The following is a 13,307-nucleotide window of genomic DNA, read 5'->3' as shown; positions in this document are numbered from 1 at the left end:
ACGTGCATGTGCCTGACAAGTTCGCACTGGGCGGCTTCAGCCGCGTCGACTCGGTGCAGGTGGCCCCGCCGGCGATTGCCGAATGCCCGTTGCAGGTGGAGGTCGCGCTGCTCGCCTCGCACCGGCCCAGCGGAACCCAGGATCAGGGCTTCATGATCGTCGAAGGACGGATCTGCCGGGTGCATGCGCACGAGGCGATCACTGTTGCCGGCACCCACCACATCGACGTGCAGCGCTGGGCACCGTTGATTTATCTGTTCCGTCACTATGTGGGCACCACCACGCCGGTGGCGCGCAATTTCCGCGCTGACGATCCTTTGCCATTGCCTGCCTGAACCCTTGGCTGCGCGCCGCCGACAAGAAGTAGAAGAAGCCCCTGATTCAGACGCGGGATCGACGCAGCTCCAGCGCGGCGAAGGTGTACCAGCCGAACGCCGGCAGCAGCGCGATGCGCTGTGTGAGGCCGCGATAGGGCTCCGGGTCGAATCCGGAAAGCATCAGCCACAGATAGGCCATCCCCAGCAGCGAGATGGCACGCGCAATCCAGGCCATCCGCGTCGACGCAGCAGGGCCCAGCTCAGCCAGGAACAGCAGCGGGGTCAGGATCGAGAAGATGCCGATGCCATAGAGGCCATGCAGCGGGCTGCCCGTGGTGAAGACGCCATTGCTGACCATGGACACGCCGAACAGGATGGAGGTGAGCACAGTGAGCGCGAAACGGCGGCTTTGTGCGAGCAATGCAAGGCTGAAGACGATGATGGCCGAGCCACTGACCACCGCGCCGACCTGCACCGCCTTGGCTGGCAGCCCCGGCATCAGGCCCAGCTCGCTGAGATGCTGGGAGAGCGGGTGGTAGCCGGGCACGGTGAAAGCAAAAGCGATCAGCGCCATCATGGCACCGAGGGGAACGTATACCGCCTGCTGGATCGCCAGATTCCGCACTGCAGTCACCACCGCTGAAGAGGAGTGCGGCGACGTTAGCAGCCGGTCCCCCGGGGTCGCATGTGCAGTTTGGTACCCCTGCTGGCGCCAGGGGGACGCACAAAGAAAAAGCCCTGACCGGAATCAGGGCTTTTCAATTGGAGGCCTCAAGCGGAATCGAACCGCTGTAAACGGATTTGCAATCCGGTGCATAGCCACTCTGCCATGAGGCCAACGTACTGCGATCAGGAACGACGCCCCTGACATGACAAAACCCCGCGATGGGGCCTGTCGGAACATGGAGCGGGAAACGAGACTCGAACTCGCGACCTCAACCTTGGCAAGGTTGCGCTCTACCAACTGAGCTATTCCCGCATAAGCCGTCATGGTACCGGAAGCCCGGGACACACACCAGCCATTTCACAACAGTTTTCACTTTTCTGACTGCGCGAAGAGCCTTGTAGCTCAACGTGCCCCGCCTTGCCGTGGCGGGAGAAAAACAAGGCCCCAACCGGGGCCCTGTGCAATCTGGAGCGGGAAACGAGACTCGAACTCGCGACCTCAACCTTGGCAAGGTTGCGCTCTACCAACTGAGCTATTCCCGCAGATTCTCCGACCTGCGTCGAAGGAGCGCTATTGTGTCCAAATTCCTTCACGCCGTCAACAGTCCGCAGCACCGATGAACCCGCCCACGAGAGCTCGTTTTGCCCGCCTGTGCTGGAGCCTTGTCGCCCTGGCCTGGCTTGCGGTGATCGCTGCACTGATCAATGCGGGCTTCACCCCGGACTACTGGATGCTGCGCCACTTCGAAGACGCCACCCTGCCCTACCCCACCGGCGCGGTCGTCCAGTTCGCTGTACTGGCTGGAGCGGAACTGGTCGTCACCGTGCTGATCGTGCGTCCCTGGAAACCAGGGCGCCTGTGGCTGCGGCTGCTGATCGCCCTGGTGTTGCTGCTGGCCTGGTCGTTCCCGTGGCTGGCCGCTGCCCTGCACCAGGCACCGGTGCAGGGCATGCATCTGTTGTGCCTGCTGCTGATCGACCTGGCTGTGCTGCTGGCGCTGTGCGTGGTGTCGCTGGCCAGTGCGTGGCGGGCGTTGACCGGGAAACAGACCCGACGCGCACGCCCCTAGCGAAGCACGCCCCTACCTGTGGAATTCCACCCGCACATGCTGGCCGACGCGCGCCTTGGCGGCGCTGTCGAATTCCAGCACGCACTCCACCACCTTGGCCACGCCGCGCCCTGCGTCTTCGGGCAATCGTGCCTGCGCGAACACCGGGCTGATGCGGACCACGCGTGCCACCGGCAATGGCTTGCCCTCTGCGCCATCGCTATCGATCACCACCGTCGCACGCATGCCAACCTGCACGGCATCGGCGTAGGCCGCACTCAGCTCGGCACGCACCTGCAACGGTCGCGCCGGCAACAGTGACATCGCCGGCTTGCCGGCCTGCACGAACGCACCCACGCCCGGCACCTGGCCGACGACGGTGCCGGCGTCCGGCGCGGTCAGCGACATCTGTCGCAGCTTGAGCCTGGCGTGCTCCAACTTGTGCTGGGCCATGTCGACCTGCGCTCCGGCCACATCCACATCGGCGCGCACACCTGCCAGCTGCTGCCTGGCTGCGTCGGCCTGCTGGTTGGACGACACGCCTTCACTGGCGCCGGTGGCGAGGCGGGTGGCGTTGCGCTCCAGTTCGCGCAGTTGCGCCTGGCTGCCCTTCAGCCGATCGGTGGCCAGCGCGAGATCGGCGTTGGCCATGCCCACCTCCTGTTCAAGCAGTGCGCCATCCAGGGTGAGCAGGACGTCGCCCTTGCGCACCACCGCTCCTTCCTTCACCGGCGCGGTGCTGACCGAACCATCCATCGCTGGTACCAGTGCAATCAGCCCGCCTTCCACATCGATGATGCCAGGCGCGACGGCGACGTTGTCCGCGCTGGCGGACGTGGCAGCGGTCGGCTGCGCGGGTACGGGTGCATCCTTGCTGCAGGCACCCAGCAGCAATGCCGCGCCCAAGGAGAAGCTGAGGGAGAACAACGGCGGCATTCTGGTCATGGGCTGGGCTCTACGGTTTCGTTCTGGCGGCGGTCATCGCGGACCGTGCCGTCTTCCATGGCGATCACCCGATCCGCATGGCGGATCAGGCGTGGATCGTGGCTTACACACAACACCGTGGCCTGATGCGCGCGTGCATAACGGTGCAGGATGTCGATCACGCGCTGGCCGTTCTCGGCATCCAATGCGCTGGTGGGTTCGTCGGCAAAGATCAGCGTGGGTGACTTGGCGAACGCACGGGCAACGGCTACGCGCTGTTTCTCGCCGCCGGACAGCTGTGCCGGGCGCATGTGGCTGCGGTGCGAAAGGCCGACCTCGTCCAGCGCCTGCCGCGCCAACGGCTCGCTGTCGCGGTTGCGCATGCCGCGATAGCCCAACGGCAGCTGCACCTGCTCCAGCGCCGTCAGCGCCGGGAACAGGTTGAAGCCCTGGAATACGAAACCGACGTGGTGCAGGCGGAAGCGCTCCACCTCGCTGCGGGTCATGTGGCTGACGTCCTGGCCAAGCGCATGCACGCGACCGCCATCAGGCGTTGAGAGCCCGGACATCAGCGACAGCAGCGTGCTCTTGCCGCAGCCCGAGGGGCCCGATACCAAGGTCAATTCGCCGGGATAGATGTCCAACGACAGGCCACGCAGCACGGGCACATGCACATCGCCGGACACGAAGCCCTTTTCGAGTGCGTCGGCACGCAGGGTCGGGATCGCGATGGGAGCATTCGTCATCGGTGGCCCCTCAACGCAACAGCAGCGATGGATCGGAACGGACGACGCTGCGCACCGCCATGATGCTCGACAGCATGGCCATCACCGCGACCAGCGCCACGCAGCCAAGGACCACCATCGGCRTGAGCTGTACCGGTACGCGCTGGGTCTGCGCGGCCAGCAGCACCACCGTGCTGAAGGCTGCGGCCAGCAGCATGCCGACACCACCGATCAGCAGGGCCTGTTCGAACACAACGCGGGCCAGCGCGTAGCGGCCTGCGCCGAGCGCATTGAGGGTGGCGTACTCGCGTACCGACCCGGCCACCACCGCCGCAAATGACTGGTTGGTGATCACCGCGCCGACGAAGCAGACGATGACCGCCATGAACAGCACTGCGATGCCGGCGCCGGTATCGAACAGCCAGTACTGCTGCGAACGACTGGCGAACTCCGGCGCTGTCCAGAACTCGACGGGCGTGGCGCGGCCCGTCGATGCACTGAGACGGTCGCGCACGCGCGCGGCCAGCTCCGGTGAGCGCGTGCCCGCCACGAAATAGGTGCTGCCTTCATGTGGATCGGTTCCGGCGATGGCACGCGCGGTATCCAAAGACGCCAGCACGTTGACGCCGCCAAGGCCACGCAGGCCGGGTTGCGCGGCAACCACACGCACGGCCTTGCCATTGATCCACGCGCGGTTGCGGTGCAGATCGACGCCCAGCGTATCCAGGTCCGCGCTGTCGACGATCACTGCACCGGGTTCGCGCAACCGGGCACGCAGATCGGGCGACAGGATGCGCGAGAACATCATCGCGTCGCCTGCCGTGGAGATGCCAGACAGATACACCGACACGTTGCCGGCACCCTGTGCGCTGGAGCGCCACTCGCCATCGACCCACTCGTAGGGTTCGACGCGGGTGACATCCGGGTCCATCCGCAGGCGATTCTCTACATCGGCACTGATCGCATGACCGTAGTTCACGCTCTGCGTGCCGGCAAAGCCCGCCCAGACATCGGCGCTGGATGCCTTCACGTAGATCGCGGCGGTGCCGAAGATGCCCAGTACCAGCGCCGCCTGCACGATCAGCAGCACGCCGGCGAAACACATGGCCAGCACCACCGGCAGGAAACGCCGCCACTCGTAAACCAGGGTCTTGCGGGCAAGCGCGATCATTGCGCGTCGCCTTCAGGCTCGGCCGGCAAGGGGGCCCCACCCACTGCGCGATAGAGCGACGCGAATGCAAGTACGCGAGCACACTGCGCGCCGATCAGGTCGGCCTGCGCGGACAGCGCGGCACGCTGGGTTTCCAGCCCGTCGAACTCACTGGAAAGACCAAGCTGCACCTGCCGGGCCTGTCGTGCGACCTGCTGCCGGGCAGCTTCGTCGGCCACCTGCAGCGACTGGATGCTGCTGTCCTCGCGGGCCAGGCTGCCCAGTGCACCCTCCACTTCCGCCACGCCTTGCAGCACTGCCTTGCGATACCCCAGCAAGGCTGCATCCAGCTGCTTGTCGTCGGATTGATAGCGCGCGCGACGTTGGCCCCAATCCCACAGAGGGATATCGATGTAGGGACCGATCGATGGGCTGGAATCAGAGTTGGAGCGAGCGTTCTGGGTCAGGTTGTAGGCGTACAGGATGGAACCGCCCAGGCTCAGTTTCGGGAACATCGACGCGCGCGCACTGCCCTTTTCGGCGGCAGCCTGCAGCACATCGGCCTCGGCCAGCAGGATCTGCGGGCGATGGCGCAGCAGATCGGCCGGCACCTGCTGCAGGGTGAAGGCGCTCAACTGCGGTGGCGTGCGGTAGGCATTCCAGGCCGGATCCGGACCATCGCGACCCAGCAGCAGCGCCAACGCGCGCGCGGCGTTGCCCGCGTTTTCATTCGCCTGTGCAATGGCCGCGCGCGTGGCCGCCCGCCGCGCGCGCAGGCGATCCAGTTCACCAGGCTCGTCCAGATGCAGGCGCTGCCGCACCAGGCCCAGTTGCTCGCCACGTGCGTCAACGGCCTGCTGCCTGCCCAGCAGATCCACCTGCGCCTGCGCGACGGAAAGATCCAGGTAGCTGCGCACCACATCAGCGATGACCGCCACCTGCGCCGCATCGCGTAGCGCTTCGGCATTTCCGTTGGCCGCCTGCGCGCTTAGACGGGCACTCTCCGCTGCGCCAAACAGGCCAAGATCCCAGATCGCTTCGACGCCGGCGTGGAAATACGTGTCGACCGCGGCGGCGTCCTGCACCTGCTTGGCACTGGCGGAGATTTCCGGACGGAAGCGCGCATCGGAGGTGCCCGACACCAGGCGTACCGCCTGCAACCGCAGGGTGGCCTGGCGCAGGTCCAGATTGCCGGCGACGGCCTCTTCCACCAGCGCGTTCAAGCGCGCATCGGCCAGCACCTTCCACCACTGCCGCGCGTCGACCGCTACGCCCTGCCCTAGCGCGGGCTGATTCCAGACTGCTGGTACGCGATCAGGCAGATCGGGAACCGGCACCGACACGCAGCCCACCAGCATCATGCTGGTCAGCAGCGCCCCGGTACCCAGGACGATGCGTGGGACGACGGCATACCGTTGCGCGAACGCTGCCGGGAAAGTGATGGGACTGGCCACCCGCCCGCCTTCGTGGAGAGAGAAGCCGAGGAGGCTACGCCGCGATTGTGGAGTGGACATGGAGAATCGGTCGGAGGTGCGTTACAGCGCGTGTGCGGTGCATGCATTGCGAACCCTCGGCCTTTCCACAGCCTTTCATCGGCGCCGCCAAGCTGAACGCTGGACTGTCCGCGGGTGCTGCGGCACATTGTCCTGAACGCTTCCACTGGCAGGCAATACGCTTGAAATCCGCCCTTCGCCGCACGCTCGGCATCTTCGCGACCGTGCTCATCGTGGGCACGACGGCGATCTGCCTGACCACTCCGTTGGCGTCGAACGCGGCCATGCTGCTGATGGACCGCAGCAACTTCATCCCCGCGCAGTCGTCGATCTTTTCCTTCGAGCCCTACGTGATCAACGAGGGCTCGTCGAGCTACTGGTTGTACGGCCAGGACCGGACCTATTACTACCACTTCACCTACCAGGCCGACGCCCCGTATCTGTACATCACGCGGAAGAACGCCTGCGCCGGCTTCGATCGTGCGGACGTGCGAACCTGGTGCAGTGCGGGCCGAGGCAGCCCGCGCTAGCGCAATCGCAATCCCTTGCCGGTGCGCAAACGAAAAACGCCCCCTTGCGGGAGCGTTTTTCTGAATCTGGAGCGGGAAACGAGACTCGAACTCGCGACCTCAACCTTGGCAAGGTTGCGCTCTACCAACTGAGCTATTCCCGCAGATTCCGTTCGACCTGCGTCGAAGGAGCGCTATTGTGTCGGGATTGCTGCACGGCGTCAACAGGATTCTGCTTCCCCCTCATGAAGCAGCGTTCAGCTTCAGGATCACATCCGCACGCCCCGCCGATGGAAGTAGATCTGCTCGGCCAGCCGGCGCATCGGGCCGGTGCGCAGCAGCGCATCCACCGGCCAGTCCCGCTGCAGGTGGTCCATTGCCCAGCGCAGCACGCGCTTGCGGTGAAAGGTGGGGGCCGCCTGACGCGCCACCTGCTCTGCGGCCGGCCCCTTGCCGCGCCGGTGCAACCCGATCGCATCACCGACCGCCCAGCCATGCCGCCATGACGAGTGGATGCCGCCGGCCGACAGCGGCGAGACGACACCTGCCGCATCACCGGTCAGGATCACGCCCGGCGCGGTGATCGGGCCATCCGGCAACCCGCAGGGCACCAGGCCCGCGCGGGTGCCGGCAACCTGGGCCGAGTGCGGAAGTCCCACAACGTCGCGCACGTGTTCAAGGAAACCCTCGATATCCGGCGCGCGTGCATGTGCGGGATCATGCCGCAGCGCCAATCCCACCTGCACGCCGGTGGGGTTCTGCGCGGCCCAGCCGATGTAGCCGGGTGCGAACCGGCGGCTGACAAAGCAGTGCAAGGCATCGCCTTCCGGCAGCTGCACGCCGGCAAACTCGCGCTCGACGCCATACAGATTGTCGCGCACCTGGCCCAGGCCGGTACGCTGGGCAACACGTGATCGTGCGCCATCAGCGCCGACCAGATAGGCCGTGCGCCCCACCCCTTCAACCTGCCACGCGTCGCCGTCGCGGCAGGCGTCGGTGAACGACTGCTGCAGCCGCAGGTCCACGCCATTGGCACGCAGTTCGCTGGCCAGCCAGCGCATCAGGTTCGGCGTATCGGTGGTGAGGAAGTAGTAACCCGGTGCGGTCAGCAGCACGTTGTGCAGGTTCGGCGCATACAGGCGCACGCGTGCGACGCGTTGCACGAGATGATCAGGCACGCGCCCCAGCCAGGTCTGTTCCATCGCCTCCTTCACCACGATACCGGTGGTGTGCAGGCGTTCGCCAGGGTCGGCCTTGCGCTCGAGCACGCAGACGCGCAGGCCGTACTGAGCGGCGGCAAGTGCGCAGGCGGCGCCGGCAAAACTAGCGCCGACGATGACCACGTCGTAGTCGTTGGCAGGGGGAGTGTGAGGCATCGCGGCATCACCTTGCTGGATCCGGGAGTACAGCGTGGGATCGGCAGATGGTGAGGCGATGGAGTGGCGGTGAAGTGGGGATGAAGCCGCTCCGGCCAAAACGAAAAACGCCCCCTTTCGGGAGCGTTCTTCTTAAATCTGGAGCGGGAAACGAGACTCGAACTCGCGACCTCAACCTTGGCAAGGTTGCGCTCTACCAACTGAGCTATTCCCGCTTGGGAGGCGAAATTCTACCTATTCCAAGGATTGCGTCAAGCGCTTTTTTTCAGGGATTTGCGGGAGTGGCCGACATGGCGTATCCACGCATGGCGTGGATCTACCGCAAACCCACATTCCCGTAGATCCACGCCATGCGTGGATGAGGAATCCTGCGTAGAACGTATGCCCAGTAGATCCACGCCATGCGTGGATGGAGGCGTCCCTGGGGTCAGAGCCCTTTCCTGCGGAAAGGGATCCGACCCCGGTGCTCAGTTGCCCAGCTTCTTCTGCCGCGAACGCTCGCGCGCGGCGCGCTCGTCGTCACGCAGGCTGGGCCAGGCGGCGTGCAGGTACTGCAGGCCCGACCACAGGGTCAGCACTGCGGCAATGGCCAGGGTCCAGTCACCGATATGGAATACCGGAGGGCCCATCCAGATGTCGTTGACCGGCACGTTGGGCGCCACCGAATACAGCAGGCACAGCAGCGCGACCATCTGCGCGGTGGTCTTGACCTTGCCGATCATCGCCACCCGCACCTTGGCACGCTGGCCGAGTTCGGCCATCCACTCGCGCAGTGCAGACACCGCGATCTCGCGGCCGACGATCACCGCCGCCCAGAACGCCATCCACGGGGTCGGATGACCCTGCACGATCAGGAACAGTGCCACCGCAACCATCAGCTTGTCCGCGACCGGGTCGAGGAACGCGCCGAACGCCGACTCCAGGCCGTAACGGCGCGCGATCCAGCCATCGAGCCAGTCGGTGATCGCGGCCAGGCCGAAGATCGCCGCCGATGCGAAGTTGGTCCAGGTGTAGGGCAGGTAGAACACCAGCACCAGCACCGGGATCATCACGATCCGCAACAGGGTCAGCCAGGTGGGCAGGGTCAACGTCATGCTGCTTTATTCTCTCTCTACTCGGCCGGATCCGGCGCGGCCAACCCGTGCAGGTTAGCGTAGATGCGCGCTGCAAGGGCGTCATTGATGCCTTCCACCTTGGCAATTTCCGCTTCTCCGGCCGCTTTCAGGCCGACCAGGCCACCGAAATGCTTCAGCAGGCTGGCGCGCCGGCGCGGCCCGATGCCGGGGATGTCTTCCAGYTTGCTGGTCATCCGGGCCTTCTGCCGGCGCCCGCGATGGCCGGTGATGGCGAAGCGGTGGGCTTCATCGCGCACCTGCTGGATGAACTGCAGGGCGGGATCGGCCGCACCCGGGCGCAGTTCGCGGCCATCGGGCATCACCAGTGCTTCGTGGCCGGCACGGCGTTCCACGCCTTTGGCCACCCCCACCAGCAGCACGTCTTCCACGCCCAGATCGGCCAACGCTGCCTGGGCCTGTGCCAGCTGGCCGGCGCCACCGTCGATCAGCAGCACATCCGGCAGGACGCCCTGCTCCTCCACCGCGCGGCGGAAGCGGCGGTCGATCGCCTGGCGCATCGCGGCGTAATCATCGCCCGGCTCGATGCCACTGATGTTGAAACGGCGGTACTGCGCGCGCACCGGGCCGGAAGCATCGAACACCACGCAGGAGGCCACGGTGGCTTCGCCCATGGTGTGGCTGATATCGAAGCACTCCACCCGCTTCACCGGTTCGGCCAGCCCCAGCATCACCCGCAGGGCTTCGCTGCGCGCGTGCTGCGCGGTGCGGCTGTTGATCTCGGTCGCCAGGGTCAACTGCGCGTTGCGGCTGGCCAGTTCCAGGTAGCCGGCGCGCTCGCCGCGGACGTTCCATTTCAACTGCACCTTGCGCTCGGCCGAGGCCGACAGCGCAGAACCGATCAGATCGGCATCGGGAATTTCGCGGTCGAGCAGGATCTCGCGCGGAGGCTCGAATTCGATGTAGTACTGCGAAACAAAGGCCGCCAGCACTTCATCCGGGCTTTCCTCGCCGTTGGTGCGGGGAAAGAACGGGCGGGTGCCCAGGTTGCGGCCATCACGGAACGCCAGCAGCATCACGCAGGCCTGCGAGCCCTGCATGGCCACCGCCAGCACGTCCAGGTCGGCCGCGCGGCCGTCCACGTACTGGCGGGTCTGCATGCTGCGCAACGATGTGATCAGGTCGCGTAGGCGCGCGGCCTGCTCGAATTCCAGCGCTTCGCTGGCGGCCTGCATCTGCTCGCCCAGCTCGCGGGTCAGCTCATCGCTCTTGCCTTCCAGGAACATCGCCGCCCGGCGCACCGACTCGGCGTAGTCCGCTGCTGGCACCAGTTCCACGCACGGCGCGCTGCAACGTCCGATCTGATACTGCAGGCAGGGCCGCGAGCGGTTGCGGAACACGCTGTCTTCGCAGCTGCGCAGCTTGAACAGCTTGTGCATCAGGTTCAGCGTCTCGCGCACCGCGGTGACGCCGGGATACGGCCCGAAATAGCGCCCGGGAATGGCACGTGGACCACGATGCAGGGCGATGCGCGGCCAGTCTTCGCGGGTCAGCAGCACATGCGGATAGGTCTTGTCGTCGCGCAGGGACACGTTGTAGCGCGGCGACAGCGACTTGATCAGCTGGTTTTCCAGCAGCAGCGCTTCGGCTTCCGAGCGCGTTACGGTCACGTCCATGCGCACGATCTGCGAGAGCATCGACATGATGCGCGCGTTCTTCGGACTGCCGTTGAAATAGCTGCCCACGCGGTTGCGCAGCGCGCGGGCCTTGCCGACGTACAACAGCGTGTCGTCGGCCGCGTACATGCGGTACACGCCCGGGGCGGTACTCAGCTGGGCCGCGAATGCCTTGCCATCGAAGGTCGGGACAGGAACAACGGTCATTCGCTGATCGGCACTTCGCTGAGCACGCCGCTGTCAGGGTCCAGGCGCAGTACGGAGTGGGAATCTGTTTCGGCGATCCACACCGCGCCGGCACCGACGGCCAGGCCGGCCGGGCCATGCAGGCGCCGCGGCAAGGGCTGGGTGGTCAGTTCGCCGCCACCGAGGCGCAACGTGCGCAGGCGGCCATTGCCGGTATCGGCGATCCACAACAACGGGGCATCCGGGCTCAACGCGATCGCCTGCGGGAACTGCAGGCTGGCCTGCGCGCGCGGGCCGTCATCTTCACCGAAGCGCCAGGTGCCCTGCCCGACCAGGGTCTGCACCAGATCGCCTCGCAGCTGCAGCGAACGGATCGATGAACCCAGCGCGTCGGCCACGTACAGCACCTGCTGGACCACGGCCACGGCAGTGGGCTGGGCGAACGCAGCCAGATGGCCACTGCCGTCGCGCTCGTCGATGGCGCCGCTGCCGGCGCGCCACTGCAGGCTGCGCTGGCCGAGGTGGTAGCTCCAGATGCGGTTGTCGCCGGCCATGGCGATGTGCAGCTGGTTTTCGGCGATGGCCAGGCCCACCGGATGATCCAGCGACACCTGCCGTGGCTGCGCCACCGGCCCTTCCACGGGGGCGCCCGGACGGCCGTTGCCACACAGCGTATCGACCAGGCCGGTCAGCAGATTGATGCGGCGCACGGCATGGTTGCCGGTGTCGGCCACGTACAGCGACTCACGCTCCAGCGCCAGCGCCTGCGGCCGGTGGAAGGCGGCTTCGGCGAGGTTGCCGTCCATGAAGTCGGCGGTGCCCAGACCGAACTGACGCAGCACGCGGCCACCGTGACTGCATTCGAGAATGCGGTGGCGGCCACTGTCAGCGATGTACAGCCGTTCCTGGCTCACCGCCAGACCCATCGGGAACCGCAGCGCCTGGCGCGGTTCGGGGTGCAGTTCACTGCCGCCGCGCGAAGGCGCCGACGGCGCCCCCTCGCAGAGGACGTTCAGGGCCCGCTCCAGCTCGCCGGGCGCACCCTGGCCGATCAAGCGCTGCTGTTCGCGGCCCTGCGCGTCCAGCAACACCATGGTCGGCCAGGCGGTGACGCCGAAGCGGCGCCAGCCATCCCAATCGGCATCGAGCAGCACCGGCATCGTCAGGCCCTGCCGGCGCAGCAGTTTCAATGCAGCACTGGCGTCACGCTCGAAATCGAAGCGTGGCACCTGCAGCACCAGGGGTTGCAGCTTGCCGGGGTGGCGTGACAGCCACTGGCTGAACTCGGCCAGCCGTTGCGCGCTCCACGCGGACGCGGCATTGACGAACAACAGCGCGACCGGCCGGCCACGCAGTTCGGTCAGGGTGCAGGGCGCGGCATTGAGCCAAGCGGCGAACTCGGGCAGGTCCGGGACGGGCTGGATGTTCATGGCCCGATTATGCCGGAGTGGGCGTGATGCAACAGGCGTGCCACGGTGCGTTCGGCAGCAGCATCGACCAGCGACCAGACCTGTTCGAAATGATCACTGCCGCCGGTATAGGGATCGGGAATCGCACGTTCGCCCTGCCCGCCCGACCACGGCAGGTACAGCGCCAGGCGCTCGCGCTGGGTGGCGGTAGCAAGGCGAGCGGCATCACGCAGATTGGCTTCGTCGGCGCACAGGATCCAGTCGAAGGCGTCGAAGTCCTGCCGCTGCAGTTGCCGCGCGCGCAGGCTGCCAAGGTCCACGCCATGCCCGGCCGCGCACGCAATCGCACGCCGGTCGGGTGGCTGGCCCACATGCCAGTCGCCGGTACCGGCCGAATCGACCTGCACCCGCCCGGCCAGCGCCGAGGCATCCAGGCGGGCGCGCAGCGCGCCTTCGGCCATCGGCGAGCGGCATATGTTGCCGAGGCAGACGACCAGCAGCCTCATCGCGCGGCCATCGCCTGCAGCAGCGTTTCGGCGCGCTGCAGGTCTTCAGGGGTGTCGATGCCCGGCGGGAAGGGTTCGGGCGAGATTGCAACGGCGATCGGGTAGCCCGCTTCCAGCACGCGCAGCTGCTCCAGCGATTCCACTTGTTCCAACGCGCCCGGGGGCATCGAGGCGAACTGCTGCAGGAAGCCGGCACGGTAGCCGTAGATGCCGATGTGGCGCAGCCACTGGTGGCCCTCGGGCAGGAT

13 protein-coding genes, 5 tRNA genes and 1 pseudogene are annotated in these 13,307 nt (G+C 66.4%); 3 read left to right on the top strand and 16 right to left on the bottom strand.

Going from position 1 to position 13,307, the window contains the following annotated elements; translation table 11 throughout:
- Positions 1 to 335: pseudogene (locus tag AB4Y84_RS03035) on the top strand (flavin reductase family protein); the annotation flags it as partial.
- A gap of 46 nt (positions 336 to 381) precedes the next feature.
- Here the strand turns inward: AB4Y84_RS03035 and AB4Y84_RS03030 are convergent.
- The 4 genes from AB4Y84_RS03030 to AB4Y84_RS03015 all read right to left on the bottom strand — a co-directional run bounded on the left by AB4Y84_RS03030 (position 382) and on the right by AB4Y84_RS03015 (position 1,526).
- Entirely contained in the window at positions 382 to 891 is a 510-nt protein-coding gene (locus AB4Y84_RS03030) for a DUF998 domain-containing protein (RefSeq protein ID WP_442243702.1), read from the bottom strand.
- A gap of 189 nt (positions 892 to 1,080) precedes the next feature.
- Positions 1,081 to 1,154, bottom strand: a tRNA-Cys gene (locus AB4Y84_RS03025).
- Between the two features lie 66 nt (positions 1,155 to 1,220).
- A tRNA-Gly gene (locus AB4Y84_RS03020) sits at positions 1,221 to 1,296 on the bottom strand.
- Positions 1,297 to 1,450: 154 nt separating this feature from the next.
- Positions 1,451 to 1,526, bottom strand: a tRNA-Gly gene (locus AB4Y84_RS03015).
- Between the two features lie 74 nt (positions 1,527 to 1,600).
- On the opposite strand from AB4Y84_RS03015, the gene AB4Y84_RS03010 reads away from it, so the two are divergent.
- Entirely contained in the window at positions 1,601 to 2,053 is a 453-nt protein-coding gene (locus tag AB4Y84_RS03010) for a hypothetical protein (protein ID WP_442243703.1), read from the top strand.
- 12 nt (positions 2,054 to 2,065) lie between these two features.
- Here AB4Y84_RS03010 and AB4Y84_RS03005 read toward each other — a convergent pair whose 3' ends face one another.
- The 4 genes from AB4Y84_RS03005 to AB4Y84_RS02990 are packed head-to-tail and all read right to left on the bottom strand — an operon-like array spanning position 2,066 to position 6,345.
- Positions 2,066 to 2,977, bottom strand: coding sequence for an HlyD family secretion protein (locus AB4Y84_RS03005; protein WP_442243704.1), 912 nt, complete (start codon positions 2,975 to 2,977; stop codon positions 2,066 to 2,068).
- Positions 2,974 to 3,702, bottom strand: coding sequence for an ABC transporter ATP-binding protein (locus tag AB4Y84_RS03000; protein WP_025875189.1), 729 nt, complete (start codon positions 3,700 to 3,702; stop codon positions 2,974 to 2,976). Before AB4Y84_RS03000 ends, AB4Y84_RS03005 begins: the two co-directional genes overlap by 4 nt.
- A 10-nt stretch (positions 3,703 to 3,712) precedes the next feature.
- Positions 3,713 to 4,852 carry an ABC transporter permease gene (locus tag AB4Y84_RS02995; protein WP_442249752.1) on the bottom strand — a complete coding sequence of 380 codons (1,140 nt, stop codon included), beginning with the start codon at positions 4,850 to 4,852 and terminating at the stop codon, positions 3,713 to 3,715.
- Positions 4,849 to 6,345 (bottom strand): TolC family protein, encoded by a 1,497-nt coding sequence (locus AB4Y84_RS02990; protein WP_442243706.1) that lies wholly within the window; start codon positions 6,343 to 6,345, stop codon positions 4,849 to 4,851. Before AB4Y84_RS02990 ends, AB4Y84_RS02995 begins: the two co-directional genes overlap by 4 nt.
- Positions 6,346 to 6,506: 161 nt before the next feature.
- Here AB4Y84_RS02990 and AB4Y84_RS02985 point away from each other — a divergent pair, with 161 nt between their 5' ends.
- Positions 6,507 to 6,854: a hypothetical protein gene (locus tag AB4Y84_RS02985; RefSeq protein ID WP_442249751.1), complete on the top strand. Its 348-nt coding sequence runs from the start codon at positions 6,507 to 6,509 to the stop codon at positions 6,852 to 6,854.
- A gap of 67 nt (positions 6,855 to 6,921) precedes the next feature.
- Here the strand turns inward: AB4Y84_RS02985 and AB4Y84_RS02980 are convergent.
- The 8 genes from AB4Y84_RS02980 to AB4Y84_RS02945 form a co-directional block, all read right to left on the bottom strand.
- Positions 6,922 to 6,997 (bottom strand) — tRNA-Gly (locus AB4Y84_RS02980).
- Between the two features lie 105 nt (positions 6,998 to 7,102).
- On the bottom strand, positions 7,103 to 8,209 hold the full coding sequence (locus tag AB4Y84_RS02975) for an NAD(P)/FAD-dependent oxidoreductase (RefSeq protein ID WP_442243708.1): 1,107 nt from the start codon (positions 8,207 to 8,209) through the stop codon (positions 7,103 to 7,105).
- A 139-nt stretch (positions 8,210 to 8,348) separates the two neighbouring features.
- A tRNA-Gly gene (locus AB4Y84_RS02970) sits at positions 8,349 to 8,424 on the bottom strand.
- A 252-nt stretch (positions 8,425 to 8,676) separates the two neighbouring features.
- Entirely contained in the window at positions 8,677 to 9,303 is a 627-nt protein-coding gene (gene pgsA / locus AB4Y84_RS02965; RefSeq protein WP_049469025.1) for a CDP-diacylglycerol--glycerol-3-phosphate 3-phosphatidyltransferase, read from the bottom strand.
- A gap of 17 nt (positions 9,304 to 9,320) precedes the next feature.
- On the bottom strand, positions 9,321 to 11,165 hold the full coding sequence (uvrC, locus tag AB4Y84_RS02960; RefSeq protein WP_312786530.1) for an excinuclease ABC subunit UvrC: 1,845 nt from the start codon (positions 11,163 to 11,165) through the stop codon (positions 9,321 to 9,323).
- Positions 11,162 to 12,574 (bottom strand): hypothetical protein, encoded by a 1,413-nt coding sequence (locus tag AB4Y84_RS02955; RefSeq protein ID WP_312786529.1) that lies wholly within the window; start codon positions 12,572 to 12,574, stop codon positions 11,162 to 11,164. Before AB4Y84_RS02955 ends, uvrC begins: the two co-directional genes overlap by 4 nt.
- Entirely contained in the window at positions 12,571 to 13,059 is a 489-nt protein-coding gene (locus AB4Y84_RS02950; protein WP_363731058.1) for a low molecular weight protein-tyrosine-phosphatase, read from the bottom strand. The genes AB4Y84_RS02955 and AB4Y84_RS02950 overlap by 4 nt, the downstream gene beginning before the upstream one ends.
- The coding region (locus tag AB4Y84_RS02945; protein WP_442249750.1) for a cytidylyltransferase domain-containing protein at positions 13,056 to 13,307 on the bottom strand (252 nt) is incomplete at its 5' end. The genes AB4Y84_RS02945 and AB4Y84_RS02950, both read right to left, overlap by 4 nt.

This window comes from Stenotrophomonas sp. 2YAF22 (assembly GCF_052114665.1).
GTDB lineage: Bacteria > Pseudomonadota > Gammaproteobacteria > Xanthomonadales > Xanthomonadaceae > Stenotrophomonas > Stenotrophomonas indicatrix.
Note: the sequence above shows the minus strand (reverse complement) of the source record. Positions and strands in the feature narration are given on the sequence as shown.

What these genes read in the sequence shown, in the direction of transcription:
- AB4Y84_RS02955 (WP_312786529.1), bottom strand. Translation starts at nt 12,574, where the DNA reads ATGAACATCCAGCCCGTCCCGGACCTGCCCGAGTTCGCCGCTTGGCTC.
- AB4Y84_RS02950 (WP_363731058.1), bottom strand. Translation starts at nt 13,059, where the DNA reads ATGAGGCTGCTGGTCGTCTGCCTCGGCAACATATGCCGCTCGCCGATG.
- AB4Y84_RS02975 (WP_442243708.1), bottom strand. Translation starts at nt 8,209, where the DNA reads ATGCCTCACACTCCCCCTGCCAACGACTACGACGTGGTCATCGTCGGC.
- AB4Y84_RS03030 (WP_442243702.1), bottom strand. Translation starts at nt 891, where the DNA reads ATGGCGCTGATCGCTTTTGCTTTCACCGTGCCCGGCTACCACCCGCTC.
- AB4Y84_RS03010 (WP_442243703.1), top strand. Translation starts at nt 1,601, where the DNA reads ATGAACCCGCCCACGAGAGCTCGTTTTGCCCGCCTGTGCTGGAGCCTT.
- AB4Y84_RS02990 (WP_442243706.1), bottom strand. Translation starts at nt 6,345, where the DNA reads ATGTCCACTCCACAATCGCGGCGTAGCCTCCTCGGCTTCTCTCTCCAC.
- AB4Y84_RS03005 (WP_442243704.1), bottom strand. Translation starts at nt 2,977, where the DNA reads ATGACCAGAATGCCGCCGTTGTTCTCCCTCAGCTTCTCCTTGGGCGCG.
- AB4Y84_RS03000 (WP_025875189.1), bottom strand. Translation starts at nt 3,702, where the DNA reads ATGACGAATGCTCCCATCGCGATCCCGACCCTGCGTGCCGACGCACTC.
- pgsA (WP_049469025.1), bottom strand. Translation starts at nt 9,303, where the DNA reads ATGACGTTGACCCTGCCCACCTGGCTGACCCTGTTGCGGATCGTGATG.